The sequence below is a fragment of the Gibbsiella greigii genome, from assembly GCF_039540155.1.
Classification (GTDB): domain Bacteria; phylum Pseudomonadota; class Gammaproteobacteria; order Enterobacterales; family Enterobacteriaceae; genus Gibbsiella; species Gibbsiella quercinecans.
In genome coordinates this window covers 15,907-35,245 of sequence record NZ_BAABEM010000047.1, presented here as the reverse complement: position 1 = coordinate 35,245, position 19,339 = coordinate 15,907, and the positions used below count along the sequence as shown (strand labels likewise).

Below are 19,339 nucleotides of genomic sequence, written 5' to 3'. Positions count from 1 at the left end.
ACAGCATTGTCATTTAAACTCCGGAATCAGAAAGTGGCATACCGCTCGTTGCTGAGAAGGCACATCTTCCTTGCCGCGGGCATGCTGCTGTAGTCGGCGATCACAATGGCGTCACACAGGTGGGATATCAGATCCATAATTCATATAAAGTGAATAAATAATCAACTTTTAGGTCAATTGTTCTATTTCAGTTGTGACTTTATAGTGGTGATTTTCAATATGTGATGCGTAAACCGCAAAGAGAACGCCGCCATGCCAATCATTGACCGCCGTTCCGCGCTCGCCTTGCTGGTAGCGGGCACATTCTTCATGGAAAACCTGGATGCCACGGTGATTACCCCGGCGATCCCGACGATGGCACGCAGTTTCGGCGCCTTGCCGGTCGATCTCAACACCGGAGTGTCGGCCTACATGCTGACGCTGGGCGTATTCATCCCGATCAGCGGATGGATGGCGGAACGTTTTGGGGCGCGGCACGTGTTCGCTTTCGCCATCGCCTTGTTTACCGTCGCGTCACTGCTGTGTGGACTGGCGGCCTCACTGCCGCAGTTCATCGTCACGCGCATCCTGCAGGGGATCGGCGGGGCCCTGATGGTGCCGGTCGGGCGGTTAGTGGTATTGCGCGAAACGCCCAAACAGGAACTGGTGCGCGCAATCGCAGTGCTCACCTGGCCGGCGTTGGTAGCTCCGGTGCTGGGGCCGCCGCTGGGCGGACTAATCGCCGACCACGGCGATTGGCGTTGGATTTTCTGGCTCAACCTGCCGCTGGGCGCGATCGCCTTTATACTTGCCTGGTATATCGTGCCGCCGCTGGAACGTGTTCGGGACAAACCGTTCGACTGGCCGGGCTTCCTGCTGACGGGCGGCGGGCTATTCGGCCTGATGGCGGCCACCGAAATCCTGTCGCATCCTGAAGCGGCTTGGGGCGAGGCGGCACTGGCGCTAGCCGCCGGTATTGGCTTGATGGCGGCTGGCGTCGTCCATCTCAAACGTGCGGCCCGGCCGATGTTCGACCTTGGCGCGCTAAAGCTGCCGACCTTCGCGGTTACAATCTGGGGCGGCTCACTGTTCCGTATGGGCGTGAGCGCGGTGCCGTTCCTGCTCCCGCTGATGTTCCAGATTGGTTTCGGTTTCGATGCCTTCTCCGCGGGCATGATGCTGATGGCGGTATTCGCCGGGAACCTGACAATGAAACCGCTGACGACGCGGGTGATGCGACGCTTTGGCTTCCGGCCGATCCTGATCGTCAATGGCGTGTTCAATGCTGCCTTGATCGGTGCTTGCGCGTTATTCGCCAGCCAGATGCCGCTGTGGCTAATCTGCACAGTGTTGTTCTTCGGCGGCATGGCGCGCTCAATGCAGTTCACCGCGCTTAACACCATTGCCTTCTCCGATGTGCCACAGGCGCAGATGTCGAGTGCCAATACCCTGTTCTCCACGGCTTTCCAGCTTGCAATGGGTTTAGGTATCGCACTGGGCGCTATCGCCTGGCGCATCGGCGAAGCCATGGCGCCCGCGGCTGACGCCGCCATGCCATTCCGTATCGCCTTCCTGGTCGTCGCTGCAACCGCGCTATTGGCCGTCGTGGATAGCGCTATGCTCAAGCCTGGTGCCGGTGACCATGTGGCGAAAAACAAGCCTTAACCATACAAAAAAGAGAAACCGGATGGGCCAAGCCTACAATCCTCATTGTCTTAGCCAGAAGACGTGATATGACATGAAACGGCAAGATGGTGCTGGGGCTCGCCCTTCGGGCCGTCGCCGCAAGCGGCTCCGTTGCCTCACGGGTGAGGCTCGAACCTGCTACAGGTTCGAATCGTTAAGTTCGGCGCATAGCAAAAAAGCGCCTTTAGGGCGCTTTTTTACATTGGTGGGTCGTGCAGGATTCGAACCTGCGACCAATTGATTAAAAGTCAACTGCTCTACCAACTGAGCTAACGACCCATTGATATGGCTTACTGCCGAACGATGAATACAGAAGGGAGGACTGTATTATCAAGAAACCAGATGGTGGGTCGTGCAGGATTCGAACCTGCGACCAATTGATTAAAAGTCAACTGCTCTACCAACTGAGCTAACGACCCACTGATATGGTTTATTGCCGAACGATGAATACAGAACGGAGGGCTGTATTATCAAAATACTAAATGGTGGGTCGTGCAGGATTCGAACCTGCGACCAATTGATTAAAAGTCAACTGCTCTACCAACTGAGCTAACGACCCATAACAGTGGTGGGTGATGACGGGCTCGAACCGCCGACCCCCTCCGTGTAAAGGAGATGCTCTACCAACTGAGCTAATCACCCACTGAATATGGTTACTGCTATTACCAGGAAATTGGTGGGTCGTGTAGGATAACTCGGCTTCGCCTCGCCCTTCGGGCCATCGCTGCGCGATGTTGTCTCGCTCCGCTCGACTCGAACCTTAACGGTTCTCATCCTTTACGTTCCACTCTCTGCCAATCCATTTTGAATTGGTGGGTCGTGCAGGATTCGAACCTGCGACCAATTGATTAAAAGTCAACTGCTCTACCAACTGAGCTAACGACCCAATTTCCCTGCTGCTTTAACATCTTGCAAGATGTCTTGGCAACGGCGGCATATATTACTAATTTATCTTGGCAGCGCAACCTAAATTTCATTAACAGCGGTTCAACTGCTTGTTCTTCACGCGAATGAGCCCAGAAATCGGCCAAAAAGGCCAATATCCGGGCTCATTTTTACTGATTTAACTGGCTATGCGTTTTTTTGCCTGTTTGGCCGCATCGCTGGTTGGGTACTGTTTTACCACCTGTTGGAAAACGGCCTTGGCCTTATCGGCCTGCCCTTTTTCCTGCATGATAACCCCAACTTTATACATGGCATCCGGCGCTTTCGGTGATTTAGCGTAGTTCTTCACCACCACGGCAAAATAGTAGGCCGCATCGTCTTTTTTACCCTTGTTGTAAAACAACTGCCCCAGCCAATAGTTGGCGTTGGGCTGGTAGGTAGACTGCGGATACTGTTTTACGAACGACTGAAAGGCCGTGATCGCCTGGTCATACTGTTTTTTTTCCAGCGCCAGCGACACAGCGCTGTTGTAATCGCTGTTCGCATCGCCCGTGCTGGCCGGGGCCTGTGCGCCCGAATTCCCGGAATCAGCATTAGCCGCAGCCGCACCTGCGCCCGCCGAAGCGGCAGGAGCCTGGGCGCCACCTTGGCTAAGGCTGTCAATTTGCTGGTAGATCTGCTTCTGGCGTTCAACAACCTGATTCAATTGGTACTGGCTTTCTTGAATCTGCCCGCGCAGGGTATCGATATCACGCTGGTTATCGGAGGCTTGCTGCTGAAGTTGGTTTAAAAGCTGGCCTTGAGCATTGGTGATACGCTCAAGTGAGGTGACGCGGTCTTCAACCGAGCCGGAGCCGACATTACTGATTGGCGCTTGGGCAGTAGCGGCCCATGGAGCCGCTACGCCAACCAGTAACGACAGACCAAAAAAATGACGTCTGAAGTTACTGTTCATGCGATTCTCTTAGTAAACCAGAACGGCACGACGGTTTTTAGCATAAGCCGCTTCGTCGTGGCCCAGTACTGCTGGTTTTTCTTTACCGTAAGAAACGATAGAGATCTGATCAGCAGAAACGCCTTTACCTTGCAGGTACATTTTCACGGCGTTAGCACGGCGTTCGCCCAGGGCGATGTTATATTCCGGCGTACCGCGCTCATCCGCGTGGCCTTCAACGGTCACTTTGTAGGATGGGTTGTTACGCAGGAAAGCCGCGTGCGCATCCAGCATCTGAGAGAACTCAGAAGTGATGTCATACTTGTCCAGGCCGAAGTAAACAATGTTGTTCTTCTGCAGTTCTTGCATCTGCAGACGAGCTTGTTCTTCGGAAGACAGGTTGCTGCTACCGCTTTCCATACCAGTGCCGGCGCCAGCGCCCATGCCTGATTGGTCATTGTTAGCGCTTTTGTTAGAACTACAAGCTGCTACAGCCAGAACTGGCAGTGCCAGCAGAAGCCCTTTCAGCACTTTGTTCAGTTGCATTTCTTTGTTCCTTTTAGAGTTTGCCATACATATTTACACATGCATCACAGATACGGCGACCAGGCAGGAAATTTTACCTGTCCATCAGTTGCCGGAAGACGCGCTTTGAAACGCCCGTCGGTCGAAACCAATTGCAGCACAGAGCCCATACCTTGCGTGGAGCTATAGATCACCATGGTGCCGTTAGGTGCGATACTTGGCGTTTCGTCCAGGAACGTATCCGTTAAAACTTGAACGGCGCCCGAACCCAGATCCTGTTTGGCGATATGCTGAACCCCATTGTTGGAGCTCACCATCACCAGGAATTTACCGTCGGCGCTGACTTCAGAGTCCTGATTCTGAGAACCTTCCCAGGTCAGGCGCTGCGGAGCACCACCATTTGCACTGATTTTATAAATCTGCGGACGCCCGCCCTGATCGGAAGTGTACGCCAGCGACTGGCTATCCGGGAACCAGGTTGGCTCCGTATTGTTGCTGCGACCATCGGTCACCTGAGTAATCTGCCCTGAACCCAAATTCATTACGTACAGATTCAGGCTACCAGATTTGGACAGCGCAAAGGCCAGGCGGCTACCGTCCGGCGAGAACGCCGGCGCACCGTTGTGCCGCGGGAATGAGGCAATCTGGCGAATGGCACCGCTGGACAACGTCTGGACAACCAACGCTGAACGGCCGCTTTCAAAGGTCACATAGGCCAACTTGCTGCCGTCTGGCGACCAGGCCGGCGACATCAGCGGTTCCGGCGAGCGGTGCACCACAAACTGGTTGAAGCCGTCGTAATCCGCTACGCGCAGTTCATACGGGAACTTGCCGCCGTTGGTTTGAACAACATAGGCGATGCGGGTGCGGAATGCGCCCTTGATGCCCGTCAGTTTCTCAAACACTTCATCGCTGGCGGTATGCGCAGCATAACGCAACCATTGCTTGGTTACCTTATACTGATTTTGCGCCAATACCGTGCCCGGCGCGCCAGAAGTGTCGACCAGTTGGTAAGACACCAGATAGCTGCCGTCGGCGCCAGGCTGGATCTGCCCGACAACCACAGCATCGATCCCCAACGCCGTCCAGGCCGCAGGGGTCACTTCAGACGCCGTAGACGGTTGCTGCGGCATGCGCGCGGCGTCAATCGGGTTGAACTTGCCGCTGTTGCGCAGATCGGCACCCACTATTTTGCCGATATCTTCCGGCGGCGTGCCCGGGCCCGCCCATTTAAACGGCACCACGCCAATCGGGCGAGCGGAGTCGACCCCTTGGGTGATTTCAATACGAACTTCCGCGTGCAGCACGGAGGCCCACAGTATTAAAAAACCTAGCGCTACTCGAAATGCCTGCTTCATCTCATCTCCCTTATCCAGACAGGATTGCCTGCGATAAATTAGCAGAATTTTAACAAACCAACACAAACAACACTACATAATCCCTGTTGGTTACCTTAGTACATCCCTGCAGTATTACTCAGTTAATCAACCGTTATTGCGGTTTGAATTCAAGGGTCGAATTCTTAAAGTGCTGATAAACCGCATCGCTTGGCGGTTTGGGAATATTAGCCTGTTTCGCTGCGGCCACGGCTGCCTGACACAGTGCAGGATCCCCACCCGCAGGCTGTACACTGATCAACAGGCCATCCGGCGCTAGCTTGATGTGCAGATCACAGGTCTTACCAGAGAACGAGCTGGCGTCATAAAACTTGTTCTGAATCGCCGAACGAATCTGCCCCATATAACCACTAATATCCGCCCCACTGGCGCCCGCCGTTTTAGCATTGCCCTGGCCGGCCGGTTTACCGTCGCCTTTCTGAGTGGCGCCGCCGCCTTTCGGCGCGTTCTTGCCGTCCGCCAGGCCGCCAAACAGCTCGTCAACATCCGCAGACTGCTTCGCCGCCTCGGCAGCAGCTTTCTTCTTGGCATCAGCCGCTTTTTTGGCTGCCGCCGCTTTTTCCGCCGCTGCCTTTTTAGCCTCTTCGGCTGCGGCTTTCTTCGCCTCTTCAGCAGCTGCTTTCTTAGCCGCCTCGGCCGCGGCTTTTTTCTCTGCATCCGCAGCCGCTTTGGCTTCAGCGGCTTTCTTCGCCTCTTCCGCCTGCTTCTTGGCCGCTGCGGCGGCCGCTTCTTTCTTGGCTTCCGCCTCGGCCTTTTTCTGTGCTTCGGCCTGCGCCTGCGCGATTTTATCCGCTTCGGCTTTTGCTTTAGCCGCGGCTTCTTCCGCCGCCTTTTGCTGCTGTTTGGCCTTCGCCGCGGCGGCTTCCGCCGCTTTCTGTTGCTCGGCGGCCTGCTGCTGTTGCTCCGCCGCCTGCTTTTGCTGCTCTGCCTGGGCCGCTTTTTCCTGGGCGGCCTTTTCCTGCGCCGCCAGCCGCTCTTGCTCCAGCGCTTTTAGGCGCTGCTGCTCTGCCGCCTGCTTCTGCTGCAGCTCTTCAGCCTGCTGTTCCGCCTTCTTCTGGCGCTGTTTCTCTGCACGCTGCGCATCATTGTTCTGCTGCTGCTGGCGATTGTACTGCTCGACCACCGCCCCCGGATCAACCATCACGGCGCCGATAGCGGTGCCGTCACCGCCGCCGCCAGCGCTCATTTCGGCATTTTCATGCAGCGAGCCCCAGATCAACAGGGCAATCAATACGAAGTGCAGAACCACCGAAACAATAACGGCGCGGTTCAGCTTATCGTTTTGCTCAGTTGGTTTTACCAAAATAGAGTCCCAAAAACTGGTGCCTAAACGGGGTTCCCGCATCAGTTACGCAGGAACCGGGTGCCGCTCGCCAGGCGGCTAGATAGGTTGAGTCATCAACCCAACCGAAGCCACGCCTGCCTGGTGCAGAATATTCAATGCCTTGATGATCTCATCATAAGGCACTTCCTTCGCCCCGCCGATCAAGAAGACCGTCTTCGGGTTCGCCGCCAGGCGTGATTTGGCCTCCGCTGCCACCTGCTCGGGCGGCAATAGCTCCATACGGTTATGGTCAACCACCATGGTGTATTGGCCAACGCCGGAAACCTCAAGGATGACCGGCGGATTATCATCGCTGGATACCGTTTTGGAATCGGTGGCATCCGGCAGATCGACCTCCACACTCTGGGTGATGATGGGTGCGGTTGCCATAAAGATCAGCAGCAGCACCAGCAGCACATCCAGCAGCGGAACAATGTTGATTTCAGACTTCAGCTCACGACGGCCACGTCTACGCGCCATGCTATCCTCCTACTTATTTGCTGCTGCTGGAGAAGGCCTGACGGTACAGAATGGCGGTAAACTCTTCCATAAAGTTGTCGTAATTCTGCTCAAGCTTGTTAACCCGCAGGTTGAGGCGGTTATACGCCATGACCGCCGGGATCGCAGCGAACAGACCGATCGCGGTGGCGATCAGTGCTTCGGCGATACCGGGCGCAACCATCTGCAGCGTTGCCTGCTTCACCGCGCCCAAGGCGATAAAGGCATGCATGATCCCCCATACGGTACCGAACAGGCCGATATAGGGGCTGATAGAGCCGACCGTGCCCAGGAAGGGGATGTGGTTTTCCAGGCTTTCCAGTTCACGATTGAGCGAAATACGCATCGCGCGTGAAGCGCCCTCAATCACCGCATCCGGCGCATGGTTATTGGCGCGGTGCAAACGGGCAAACTCTTTAAAGCCGGCATAAAAAATCTGTTCAGAGCCAGTCAGGCTGTCACGGCGCGCCTGGCTTTCCTGATACAGGCGTGAAAGCTCAATACCGGACCAGAACTTGTCTTCAAAGGCTTCGGCGTCGCGCGTTGCCGCATTCAAAATACGGGTACGCTGGATGATAATCGCCCAGGAGACTACGGAAAAGCCTATCAAAACCAGCATGATAAGCTTAACCAGCAGGCTCGCCTTCAAGAATAAATCTAGGATATTCATCTCAGTCACTGCTTAAACTCCGCGACAATAGACTTAGGAAGCGCTACCGGCTTCATTTGGTGTGGATCAATGCATGCAATCAACACATCTGCCTGACTCAAAAGAGTACCGTCAGAATTGACAATGCGTTGAGCAAACGTGAGAGAAGCCCCGCGTATCTGGGTGATTTCACTCTGCACTTCCAGCAGCTCATCAAGGCGTGCAGGATGCAGGTATTCCACCGTCATACGCCGGACCATAAAAGCGACGTGTTCACTGAGCAGTTGCTGCTGATGAAAGTTATGCTGACGCAACATTTCAGTGCGCGCTCTTTCAAAAAAGGCGACATAGCGAGCGTGATAAACCACGCCACCGGCATCGGTATCTTCAAAGTAGACACGCACCGGCCATCGGAACAACATATTACTCACTCTACTTCCCAGCAATGCAATTAACGCTGCTACTATACGCAAGAGAGATCGGGTTTGGAATGGGGTACCAGAGGGGGAATGCAAATAATTATGGGCCAGAATGGCCCATAACTCAGGTATTTCGAATAGATTATAAAGTTACGTAAAGTAATCCCGCGATAAGGATCACAATTGCCGGAAGTGGCGCGAAAAATGCACGCCACAATGCGCGTTGCGGGCGGAAACCAAAGCCATGAACCACCCCGGCGCAAACGGCCCAAATCAGCAAAATACCGTGCCATACTTCAAACGCGCTGGTGCGTGCGGCAAACCGAGAAGGATCCCAGAACACGCACCCTGCAACCACCAACGCCAGCACCAATGAGAGGGCCCGAACCGGGCCCTTATCGGTAATCGCGTACAGCTTATCGGCTAACGAATCCATTACTTGCCGTCTTGCTGCGCTTTTGAATCTTCGCTGTGCTCAAGCGCCAGCGCCGTGATGATGCCGAAGGCGCAGGCAAGAAGCGTTCCGAGAATCCAGGCAAAATACCACATGGTTTAGCTCCTTTTCCTTAGTACAACGAATGCTTGTTGCTTTCAATATAGTTCTTATCCAGGCGCCCGAACATTTTGTAGTACGACCAACTGGTGTACGCCAGAACGATAGGCACGAAGATCACGGCCACGACTGTCATCACCTGCAGAGTCAGCAGGCTGGACGTGGCATCCCACATGGTCAGGCTAACGTTCGGGTTAGTGCTGGAAGGCATCACGAACGGGAACATGGTGATGCCCGCCGTCAGGATCACACAGGCGATGGTCAATGATGACGTCACAAACGCCAGCGCGCCTTTTTCCAACCGTGAGAACAGGATGGTAAACAGCGGCAGCACCACACCCAGCGCAGGCAATGCCCACAGCAGCGGATATTTGTTGTAGTTGATCAGCCAAGCGCCAGCCTGATGGGCCACCTCTTTACGCAGCGGGTTAGACTCCGCCATTGTGTTCAGCGCGGAGGTGACCACATAGCCATCAATGCCTTTCACCAACCAGGCACCGGCCAACAGGAAGCATACCGCCATGATCAGCGTCGCCAACTGTGCCGCGGCGCGGGCGCGCAGGTGGATCTCACCGGTGGTGCGCATCTGCAGATAGGTCGCCCCTTGGGTAATCAGCATGGTCAGGCTGACGATACCCGCCAACAGGCCAAACGGATTCAGCAATTGGAAAAAGTTACCGGTATAGAACAGGCGCAGATACTCATCCACGTGGAACGGCACGCCCTGCAACAGGTTGCCGAAGGCCACGCCGAATACCAAGGCCGGCACGAATGAGCCGATGAAGATGCCCCAGTCCCACATGTTGCGCCAGCGGCTATTTTCCAGCTTGGAGCGGTAGTCAAAACCGACCGGGCGGAAGAACAACGACGCCAGCACCAGGATCATCGCCACGTAAAAGCCGGAGAATGCCGCAGCGTAAACCATCGGCCAGGCGGCAAACAGCGCGCCACCCGCAGTGATCAACCAAACCTGGTTACCGTCCCAGTGCGGGGCGATAGAGTTGATCATCACACGGCGTTCGGTATCGGTTTTCCCAATCAAGCGCACCAAAATGCCGACGCCCATATCAAAACCGTCGGTGATAGCGAAACCGATCAGCAGCACGCCAACCAGTATCCACCAGATAAATCGTAGTACTTCATAGTCAAACATACGTGGACTCCTGTTTAACGTGCTTCCTGCAAGGCGGCAGTCGGTTGTTCAAAATGGTAACGGCCGGTTTTCAGGCTGCTAGGGCCCAGGCGCGCGAATTTAAACATCAGATACAGCTCAGCCACCAGGAACAGCGTATACAAACCGCAAATCAGCCCCATGGAGAACAGGATATCACCCGCCGTCAGCGACGAGTTGGCAACGGCCGTCGGCAGCACCTCACCGATCGCCCAAGGCTGGCGGCCATATTCAGCCACGAACCAACCGGCTTCCACCGCAATCCACGGTAACGGAATACCGAACAGGGCAGCGCGCAGCAGCCATTTCTTCTGGCCAATACGGCCACGCACGACGCTGAGGAAAGACAGGCCGATAATGATCAGCATCAGCACACCGCAGGCCACCATGATACGGAAAGCAAAGTACAGCGGCGCCACGCGTGGGATGGAGTCTTTAGTTGCCTGGGCGATCTGCGCTTCCGTGGCATCGGTCACGTTCGGCGTATAGCGTTTGAGCAACATGCCATAACCCAGGTCCTGCTTGGTCTTGTTGAATTCGGCACGCACGTTCGGATCGGTATTGCCGGCGCGCAGTTCTTCCAGCAGGTGGTAAGCGGTCATACCGTTACGGATACGCAATTCATGCTGCGCCATCAAATCTTTCAGACCGGTGACCTGGGTATTGGTGGAGCGGGTTGCGATCAGGCCCAGCGCATAAGGGATTTGGATCGCGTATGCGTTTTCCTGTTTATCCTGGTTCGGGATACCGAACAGGGTAAAGGCCGCCGGTGCCGGTTGGGTTTCCCACTCGGCTTCGATCGCTGCCAGTTTGGTTTTCTGCACGTCGCCCATTTCATAACCGGATTCATCACCCAGCACGATAACGGACAGTACGGCAGCCATACCGAAGCTGGCGGCGATGGCGAAGGAGCGTTTGGCGAACGCCACATCACGGCCTTTCAGCAGGTAATAGGCGCTGATGCCCAGCACGAACATCGCACCGGTGGTGTAACCGGCCGCGACGGTATGCACAAACTTCACCTGCGCAACGGGGTTCAGGACCAGTTCGGAGAAGCTCACCATCTCCATACGCATGGTTTCGAAGTTGAAGTCAGAAGCGATTGGGTTCTGCATCCAGCCGTTAGCGACCAGGATCCACAGAGCAGAAAGGTTGGAGCCGAGGGCCACAAACCAGGTTACCGCCATGTGCTGCACCTTGCTCAGACGATCCCAGCCGAAGAAGAACAGGCCAACCAGCGTCGATTCAAGGAAGAACGCCATCAGACCTTCGATCGCCAACGGGGCCCCGAAGATGTCACCGACGTAGTGAGAGAAGTAAGACCAGTTGGTTCCGAACTGGAACTCCATGGTCAAACCGGTGGCCACACCCAGGGCAAAGTTGACTGCAAACAGCTTGCCCCAGAATTTGGTCATATCTTTATAGATTTGTTTGCCTGACAGCACATATACCGTTTCCATAATTGCCAACAGAAACGCCATACCGAGCGTTAGTGGAACAAATAAGAAATGGTACATCGCCGTTAACGCAAACTGTAAGCGCGACAGCTCGACAATATCAAACATCTTGACTCCTTGCTCCTCGCAGGAAGACTCCGACTTGCGGTTACCGGCATAGTGCCGCTAACGCCCCGCAGTGAATGCCCTAAAAACACAACAAATTGATCCAGCCTCTCCGCTTTCAACTACGCGCTCAGGCCCGCGCATCACAACGGACACAAAGCACAACACTGAAAACCGACAGCGGGTAACAAATACAACAAGATCGCCCATGCCTGAATACAGAATGGATGATACTCGCCCAATCCCACACAATAAATAGGTTTTTACGTGACGTGGGTTAGACTTTTGGCTATAGGTCAAAAGACAGCCAAAAGAGGTGCTCAGGCTTAATTTGATCTGAAACAATTTAAGCCTATCTGGCTTTTATTTCCAGATTCATCACACTATTTCGCATAATTTTCTTATGACATGTTAATCAATGAGTTAATTTTTTTTCCATCATGTTCATTATGTTAATTTAATGTAGCATAAAAGGTGGGTGTTTTTATTTTTACCTACTTATAACACGCAATAAATTAACCATTTATTTCCATATATCGAACACAGTGATTTAAATCACAAAATTGATTTTCTACATTAATCATAGCCGTTTTTTCTGCCGCCGAGACAATGCTTTTCCCTTCACGCCATACCCGGCGCGCAACCGCACGACGACATCCTTGCACACCAGACACGGCTCGGTGCCGATGCCGTTTTTGAGAGGCTCAATCCCCTCAACCGCTTTCAACATGGCTATACGCAGGCCGACAGGTAATGAACGGAAGCAACCGGGAGAGAGCCGCATGGCAAATGCCGCGTGGTCATTTAGCTATTAATAAACAGACGTTGAGATACAATCACGATTAATAAACGTAAAAATAAATAAAAAAATAACATTTAGTGTCATTTTAATTAACTGCGTTACTGGAATACATTACGACGGCTCTAGATGGTAAAAAACGGCGTCTTAGCAAAAAACAGCTTTCTCTCATAAAAAAACCATCTGCGCTGCTAAACCGCCCCCCCAAAAAAAAGCCACCCGGTGGGTGGCCTACAACACATAAGTTATTACCAGATTACGCTATGGCTCAGTTGCCCAATACGGTTTTGATGGCGTCGCCAATATCAGCCAGGCTGCGTACGGTTTTCACCCCTGCCGCTTCCAGCGCCGCGAATTTTTCATCCGCCGTGCCTTTACCGCCGGCAATGATCGCGCCCGCGTGGCCCATACGTTTGCCCTTGGGCGCGGTGACGCCGGCAATATAGCCAACCACAGGCTTGGTCACGTGCGCCTTGATATACGCCGCGGCTTCTTCTTCCGCGCTGCCGCCGATTTCACCAATCATAACAATGGCTTCAGTTTGCGGATCTTCCTGGAACAGTTTCAGGATATCGATGAAATTGGAACCAGGGATAGGGTCGCCGCCAATGCCAACACAAGTGGACTGCCCCAACCCCACATCGGTGGTTTGTTTCACCGCTTCATAGGTCAGGGTGCCGGAGCGGGAAACAATGCCCACTTTGCCCGGCAGGTGAATATGGCCCGGCATGATACCGATTTTACATTCACCTGGGGTGATAACCCCCGGGCAGTTCGGGCCGATCATCCGCACACCGGCTTCGTCCAGCTTCACTTTAACGGTCAGCATATCCAGCGTCGGGATGCCTTCCGTAATGGTGATGATCAGTTTGATACCGGCATCAATCGCTTCCAGAATGGAATCTTTGCAGAACGGGGCCGGCACGTAGATCACCGATGCCGTAGCGCCGGTGGCTTCTACCGCTTCGCGTACGGTATTGAATACCGGCAGCCCCAAATGGGTAGTGCCGCCTTTGCCCGGCGTCACGCCGCCGACCATTTTCGTGCCGTAGGCGATGGCCTGTTCGGAGTGGAAGGTGCCCTGGCTACCGGTAAAACCCTGGCAAATGACTTTGGTGTTCTTATCAATTAAAATGGACATTATTCCCCCTCCACTGCCGCAACAACTTGCTGAGCCGCATCTGTCAGGCTGGTCGCAGCAATGATGTTCAAACCGCTGTCCGCCAGTTTTTTGGCGCCCAATTCGGCATTGTTACCTTCCAGGCGCACCACCACAGGGACGCTCACGCCCACCTCGGCCACTGCGCCAATGATACCGTCGGCGATCAGATCGCAGCGCACGATACCACCAAAAATATTCACCAGAACCGCCTTCACCTTGTCGTCAGACAGGATGATTTTAAACGCTTCGGTAACGCGTTCTTTGGTTGCGCCGCCGCCCACGTCAAGGAAGTTGGCTGGCTCACCGCCGTGCAATTTGACAATGTCCATGGTACCCATTGCCAGCCCGGCGCCGTTCACCATACAGCCGATGTTTCCGTCCAGGGCGACATAGTTCAGCTCCCACTGGGACGCACGGGATTCGCGTTCATCTTCCTGCGAGATATCATGCATTTCGCGCAGTTCCGGCTGGCGGAACAGCGCGTTGCCGTCAACGCCCAACTTGCCGTCCAGGCAGATCAAATCGCCCTGTTTGGTGATCACCAGCGGGTTGATTTCAACCAGCGCCAGATCGCGTTCCAGGAACAACTTCGCCAATCCCATGAAAATTTTGCTGAACTGGCTAACCTGTTTCCCCGACAGCCCCAGCTTGAATGCCAGCTCGCGGCCCTGATAAGGCTGCGGCCCGGTCAGCGGATCGATACTCATCTTGTGGATCAATTCAGGGGTGTGCTCGGCCACCTTCTCGATTTCCACACCGCCTTCGGTAGAGGCCATGAAGACCACGCGGCGGCTACTGCGATCCACCACCGCGCCCAGATACAGTTCCTTGTCGATATCGGTGGCCGCTTCCACCAGGATCTGGTTAACCGGCTGGCCCTGCTCATCCGTCTGGTAGGTCACCAGGCGTTTGCCCAGCCATTGTTCAGCAAAAGCACGAATCTCTTCCTTACTGTTCACTACCTTGACGCCGCCCGATTTACCACGGCCGCCAGCATGCACCTGGCATTTGACGACCCATGGGCCACTGCCGATTTTGGAAGCGGCTTCTTCTGCTTCACGCGGCGTCGTGCAGGCGTAACCGGCAGGGGCCGGCAAGCCATACCGAGCAAACAGCTGTTTTGCCTGATATTCGTGTAAGTTCATGATATTCAATCCGTTCTGTCTGAAAGTTTTAGCCGAGCCACGATCGCGAAAACCGCATGACTTATCGGCCACAGAGTATCGTAAGGGCACGATACCGCGCGCCATGTGTCTCCCGCCGTATTCGGGTATGGCTGCCATCATAGACCAACACACACGGCCAACACCTTATGCTGAGTCAAATAGCCGCCCGGCGGCACACAACGCAGGGCGGCAATGGTCTGGTACTAGACGTCCAGCAGCAGGCGAGTCGGATCTTCCAGCATCTCTTTGACCGCCACCAAATAACCCACGGACTCACGCCCGTCGATCAGCCGGTGATCGTATGAGAGAGCCAGATACATCATCGGCAGGATCACCACCTGGCCGTTTACTGCCATCGGCCGGTCCTTGATCGCGTGCATCCCCAAAATGGCGCTTTGCGGCGGGTTTATGATAGGCGTCGACATCAGTGAACCGAACACACCGCCGTTGGTGATGGTGAAGTTACCGCCGGTCAGTTCTTCCACTTTCAACTTGCCGTCACGGCCTTTTACCGCCAGCTCTTTAATTTTTTTCTCAATGTCCGCCATGCTGAGGCTGTCCACGTCGCGCAGAACCGGGGTCACCAGGCCGCGCGGCGTCGATACCGCAATGCTGACATCAAAGTAATTGTGATAAACCACGTCATCGCCATCAATGGAAGCATTCACTTCCGGGTAGCGTTTCAATGCTTCAACCACCGCCTTGATGTAGAAGGACATGAAGCCCAGGCGCACGCCGTGGCGCTTTTCAAACGCTTCGCCGTACTGTTTGCGCAGATCCATGATCGGCTTCATGTTGATTTCATTGAAGGTCGTCAGCATGGCCGTGCTGTTTTTGGCCTCCAGCAGGCGTTCCGCCACGCGTTTGCGCAGGCGGGTCATCGGCACGCGTTTTTCACTGCGGCCGTTCAACGCCGCAGGCTGAGGTGCCGCTTCGGCCGCTGGCGCAGCGGCGGGCTGCTGAGCGGGCTTCGCCGCGTTGGCCAGATGCACTTCCACATCTTCACGGGTGATACGGCCACCCACGCCACTGCCTTTAATGGCGCTGGCATCAAGTTCATGTTCAGCAATCAGGCGGCGAATCGCCGGGCTTAATGCGTCATTGCTCTCTTCTTCCAGGCTGGCGGTGGCGCGCTGGGCCGGCGTGGCTTCTTTGCTTTGGCTTTTCTCTGCCGTCGGCTTACCGGAGTTATCGCCCTGGCGAATGCGGCCGAGGATCTGCCGGGAAGTCACCGTGGCGCCTTCATCTTCCAAAATGGCATCAAGCACGCCCGCTTCGCTGGCGGGCACTTCCAGCACCACTTTGTCGGTTTCAATTTCAACCAGGACTTCGTCACGCTGAACGCTATCGCCCGGTTTTTTGTGCCAGGTGGCAACCGAGGCATCGGCAACCGATTCAGGAAGGTCAGGAACCAGAATATCTACGCTACTCATTAGCTTTCCCTTAATTTTTAATCAATATTCAGCGCGTCATTCACCAGAGCCTGTTGCTGCTTCTGGTGCACGGACATATAACCCACCGCCGGCGAGGCGGAGGCAGGCCGCCCGGCGTAACGTAAAGAGGCCCCGAACGGGATCACTTCACGGAAATTATGCTGGCTGCAGTACCAGGCCCCCTGGTTCAACGGCTCTTCCTGGCACCAGACAAAATCATGCACATGGGCGTATTTTTCCAGCACCGCCTGAACCGCCTGATGTGGGAACGGATACAGTTGCTCGATACGCACAATCGCCACATCCTGCTGCTCATTCTTCCGGCGCTGTTCCAGCAGGTCGTAATACACCTTGCCGGCGCACAGTACGACGCGCTTCACGGCTTTCGGATCGAGCTCATCGATCTCGCCAATCGCCGGCTGGAAGGCGCCGTTGGCCAACTCATCCAGCGAAGAGGTCGCCAGCGGGTGGCGCAACAGAGATTTGGGCGACATCACCACCAGCGGGCGGCGCATACCGCGCAGCGCCTGGCGGCGCAGCATGTGGTAAACCTGCGCCGGCGTTGACGGAATGCACACCTGCATATTCTGTTCCGCACAAAGCTGCAGATAGCGCTCCAGGCGGGCGGAGGAGTGTTCCGGCCCCTGCCCTTCATAGCCATGCGGCAGCAGCATCACCAGCCCGCACATACGGCCCCATTTTTGCTCGCCGGAGCTGATGAACTGATCGATCACCACCTGGGCGCCGTTGGCGAAGTCACCAAACTGCGCTTCCCAGATCGTCAATGTGCGCGGTTCGGCGGTGGCATAGCCATATTCGAACGCCAGCACCGCCTCTTCAGACAGCACGGAATCCCACACCTTGAACTCGCCTTGCCCACTATGGATATTTGCCAACGGCACGTAGACCGAACCATCTTTCTGGTTATGCACCACGGCATGGCGGTGGAAGAACGTCCCGCGGCCGGAGTCTTCACCGGAAATACGGATTGGGATACCTTCATCCACCAGCGTCGCATACGCCAACGTTTCGGCCCCGCCCCAGTCGAACAGCTTGTTGCCCGCGGCCATCTCAGCGCGATCGCCGTAGATTTTCGCCACGCGGGATTGCATTTCGACCCCATCCGGCACACGGCTGATGCGGCGCGCCAGCTCCTGCAGGCGTTTCATATCCACTTTGCTTGGATATTCTTCGTCCCATTCATGGTTCAGATAAGGCGACCAGGTGAAAGAGTGAAGGTTCATCGGGCGCCATGAATCCACAACGCACTCACCGCCATCAAGCGCATCACGATACAGGTTGACCATTTCCGTGGCATCTTCCAGGCTGGCGATATTCTGCTCTGTCAGTTTGTCAGCGTAGATCTTGCGCGGCGTAGGGTGTTTCTTGATCTTTTGATACATCAACGGCTGAGTGGCACTCGGCTCATCCGCTTCGTTATGGCCATGACGGCGGTAACAGACCAGATCGATCATCACGTCACGTTTGAAGGTGTTACGGAAATCCAACGCAATCCGGGTCACGAAGGCCACGGCTTCCGGATCGTCTGCGTTCACATGGAAAATCGGCGCCTGCACCATTTTAGCGATATCGGTGCAATACTGGGTGGAGCGCGCATCATGCGGGTTGGAGGTGGTGAAACCCACCTGGTTGTTAATCACGATGCGCACCGTACCGCCCACCTCATAGCCGCGGGCCTGCGACATGTTCAGGGTTTCCTGAATAACGCCCTGGCCGGTAATGGCGGCATCGCCATGAATAGTGATTGGCAACACCATGTTGCTGTGCGCTTCATCAAGACGATCGCGGCGAGCACGTACCGAGCCCATCACCACCGGGCTGACGATTTCCAGGTGCGAGGGGTTAAACGCCAGCGCCAGGTGAACCATACCACCTTCGGTTTCGACGTCGGACGAATAGCCTTGGTGATATTTCACATCGCCGGTGCCCAGGTGTTCTTTATGCTTACCGGCAAACTCGTCGAACAAATCAGCCGGTTTCTTACCCAGCACATTGATCAGCACGTTCAGGCGGCCGCGGTGGGCCATGCCCAGCACCACTTCACGCGTGCCATTACTGCCGGCGTGGCGCACCATCTCTTTCAACATCGGCACCAGCGCATCGCCGCCTTCCAGCGAGAAGCGCTTCGCCCCGGGGAACTTGGCCCCCAGATAGCGTTCCAGCCCTTCGGCCGCCGTCAGCTCTTGCAGAAAACGGCGCTTCTCCTCGTTGCTGAAGCTGGCCTGGCCAACCACCGATTCAATACGCTGCTGGATCCAGCGTTTTTCGTCGGTATTGGTGATGTGCATGTATTCAGCGCCGATCGAACCGCAATAGGTTTGTTTCAGCGCGGCATACAAATCACTCAGCCGCATGGTTTCTCTGCCAATGGCGAAAGAACCCACGTTAAAAGTTTCCTGAAAATCGGCTTCGGTCAGGTTGTGGTAGGCAGGGTCCAGATCCAGCACCCGCTCCTGTTGCCATAAGCCGAGCGGATCCAGATTGGCATGCTGGTGCCCACGAAAGCGGAATGCGTTGATTAATTGCAGCACCTTGACCTGTTTGGCATCGGTCTGCGGATCGCTGATGGTGGAGTGATAACGTGCGCTATCTTTCGCCAGGCGGCGGAAATACTCGCGCGTTTGGGAATGGAGCTGATCGGGTGTGGCTCTTACGGTAGGAAGCTGCTGAAAGATAGAACGCCAGCTATCCTCAACGGAGCCCGGATCGGTTAGAAAATCTTCATAGAGCTGCTCTATGTAGGACTGGTTCGCGCCCGCCAGATAGGAGGAATCCAGCCAGGCCTTCATTGCGCCGTTCTGCATTATGATCCCTTAAGCTTTAAAGCTTCAGTTTTCGCCGTGGTTAACATGGTTACCGTGAAAAGACGGTTTGCCGTAAAACGGTTCACTCGCCGTACCTGCGGCCTTATCCTGAACTCAGCACAACCGCGTTATTATTGCAAACAAACTGGGCCAGGACAGCGCACAAACGCGATACCACACGTTTAAATGCCCTTACCGGCGCCGACTGGCGAAAATACGCTCAGATGCGCCGTTCCCCATTGCTAAAAAATAACCGCTTGCCGAATTCAAACCTCACGTACGTTTTATTCCGGGCCTCGCGGCCCATTACAAGGAACATCTAAAAACCGAGGAAAAACAAGCTTTGCCAACATGGCAATCACCACCGGTTTT

The 19,339-nt window shown here is 55.1% G+C and carries 16 protein-coding genes, 5 tRNA genes and 1 other RNA gene; 1 reads left to right on the top strand and 21 read right to left on the bottom strand.

What is annotated here, in order from left to right; translation table 11 throughout:
- The first annotated feature begins 252 nt into the window (after positions 1–252).
- The gene (locus AC559G_RS20045; protein ID WP_498914214.1) at positions 253–1,644 is read left to right on the top strand and encodes an MFS transporter; all 1,392 of its coding nucleotides are present in this window, start codon (positions 253–255) and stop codon (positions 1,642–1,644) included.
- Positions 1,645–1,868: 224 nt separating this feature from the next.
- Here the strand turns inward: AC559G_RS20045 and AC559G_RS20040 are convergent.
- The 21 genes from AC559G_RS20040 to sucA form a co-directional block, all read right to left on the bottom strand.
- Positions 1,869–1,944 (bottom strand) — tRNA-Lys (locus tag AC559G_RS20040).
- 64 nt (positions 1,945–2,008) lie between these two features.
- Positions 2,009–2,084: transfer RNA gene (locus AC559G_RS20035), tRNA-Lys, on the bottom strand.
- A gap of 64 nt (positions 2,085–2,148) precedes the next feature.
- Positions 2,149–2,224, bottom strand: a tRNA-Lys gene (locus AC559G_RS20030).
- Between the two features lie 7 nt (positions 2,225–2,231).
- Positions 2,232–2,307, bottom strand: a tRNA-Val gene (locus AC559G_RS20025).
- 32 nt (positions 2,308–2,339) lie between these two features.
- Positions 2,340–2,460, bottom strand: a non-coding RNA gene (locus AC559G_RS20020) — RtT sRNA.
- A 15-nt stretch (positions 2,461–2,475) separates the two neighbouring features.
- Positions 2,476–2,551 (bottom strand) — tRNA-Lys (locus tag AC559G_RS20015).
- A 177-nt stretch (positions 2,552–2,728) separates the two neighbouring features.
- Complete coding sequence (gene cpoB, locus AC559G_RS20010; RefSeq protein ID WP_498914212.1) at positions 2,729–3,505, bottom strand: tetratricopeptide repeat protein; 777 nt, start codon at positions 3,503–3,505, stop codon at positions 2,729–2,731.
- Positions 3,506–3,514: 9 nt separating this feature from the next.
- Positions 3,515–4,030 (bottom strand): peptidoglycan-associated lipoprotein Pal, encoded by a 516-nt coding sequence (gene pal / locus AC559G_RS20005; protein WP_095845419.1) that lies wholly within the window; start codon positions 4,028–4,030, stop codon positions 3,515–3,517.
- Between the two features lie 44 nt (positions 4,031–4,074).
- Positions 4,075–5,367 (bottom strand): Tol-Pal system protein TolB, encoded by a 1,293-nt coding sequence (tolB, locus tag AC559G_RS20000; RefSeq protein ID WP_498914210.1) that lies wholly within the window; start codon positions 5,365–5,367, stop codon positions 4,075–4,077.
- A gap of 133 nt (positions 5,368–5,500) precedes the next feature.
- Entirely contained in the window at positions 5,501–6,709 is a 1,209-nt protein-coding gene (gene tolA / locus AC559G_RS19995; RefSeq protein ID WP_498914208.1) for a cell envelope integrity protein TolA, read from the bottom strand.
- 78 nt (positions 6,710–6,787) lie between these two features.
- Entirely contained in the window at positions 6,788–7,210 is a 423-nt protein-coding gene (tolR, locus tag AC559G_RS19990; RefSeq protein ID WP_095845421.1) for a colicin uptake protein TolR, read from the bottom strand.
- Positions 7,211–7,223: 13 nt separating this feature from the next.
- On the bottom strand, positions 7,224–7,898 hold the full coding sequence (gene tolQ, locus AC559G_RS19985; RefSeq protein WP_346078983.1) for a Tol-Pal system protein TolQ: 675 nt from the start codon (positions 7,896–7,898) through the stop codon (positions 7,224–7,226).
- 5 nt (positions 7,899–7,903) lie between these two features.
- Positions 7,904–8,308, bottom strand: coding sequence for a tol-pal system-associated acyl-CoA thioesterase (ybgC, locus tag AC559G_RS19980; protein WP_279026430.1), 405 nt, complete (start codon positions 8,306–8,308; stop codon positions 7,904–7,906).
- A gap of 130 nt (positions 8,309–8,438) precedes the next feature.
- Entirely contained in the window at positions 8,439–8,732 is a 294-nt protein-coding gene (gene ybgE / locus AC559G_RS19975; protein ID WP_438596947.1) for a cyd operon protein YbgE, read from the bottom strand.
- Complete coding sequence (gene cydX / locus AC559G_RS19970; protein ID WP_021805265.1) at positions 8,732–8,845, bottom strand: cytochrome bd-I oxidase subunit CydX; 114 nt, start codon at positions 8,843–8,845, stop codon at positions 8,732–8,734. The genes ybgE and cydX overlap by 1 nt, the downstream gene beginning before the upstream one ends.
- Before the next feature lie 17 nt (positions 8,846–8,862).
- Positions 8,863–10,002 (bottom strand): cytochrome d ubiquinol oxidase subunit II, encoded by a 1,140-nt coding sequence (gene cydB / locus AC559G_RS19965; protein WP_498914207.1) that lies wholly within the window; start codon positions 10,000–10,002, stop codon positions 8,863–8,865.
- Positions 10,003–10,016: 14 nt separating this feature from the next.
- The gene (gene cydA / locus AC559G_RS19960) at positions 10,017–11,585 is read right to left on the bottom strand and encodes a cytochrome bd-I ubiquinol oxidase subunit I (RefSeq protein WP_498914205.1); all 1,569 of its coding nucleotides are present in this window, start codon (positions 11,583–11,585) and stop codon (positions 10,017–10,019) included.
- Between the two features lie 1,064 nt (positions 11,586–12,649).
- On the bottom strand, positions 12,650–13,522 hold the full coding sequence (gene sucD / locus AC559G_RS19955) for a succinate--CoA ligase subunit alpha (RefSeq protein WP_095845427.1): 873 nt from the start codon (positions 13,520–13,522) through the stop codon (positions 12,650–12,652).
- On the bottom strand, positions 13,522–14,688 hold the full coding sequence (gene sucC / locus AC559G_RS19950; protein ID WP_498914204.1) for a succinate--CoA ligase subunit beta: 1,167 nt from the start codon (positions 14,686–14,688) through the stop codon (positions 13,522–13,524). The genes sucD and sucC overlap by 1 nt, the downstream gene beginning before the upstream one ends.
- A gap of 224 nt (positions 14,689–14,912) precedes the next feature.
- A complete protein-coding gene (odhB, locus tag AC559G_RS19945) occupies positions 14,913–16,142 on the bottom strand; it encodes a 2-oxoglutarate dehydrogenase complex dihydrolipoyllysine-residue succinyltransferase (protein WP_498914202.1) in 1,230 nt (409 codons plus the stop codon).
- 17 nt (positions 16,143–16,159) lie between these two features.
- Positions 16,160–18,967: a 2-oxoglutarate dehydrogenase family protein gene (gene sucA, locus AC559G_RS19940; protein ID WP_498914200.1), complete on the bottom strand. Its 2,808-nt coding sequence runs from the start codon at positions 18,965–18,967 to the stop codon at positions 16,160–16,162.
- Positions 18,968–19,339 lie beyond the last annotated feature (372 nt).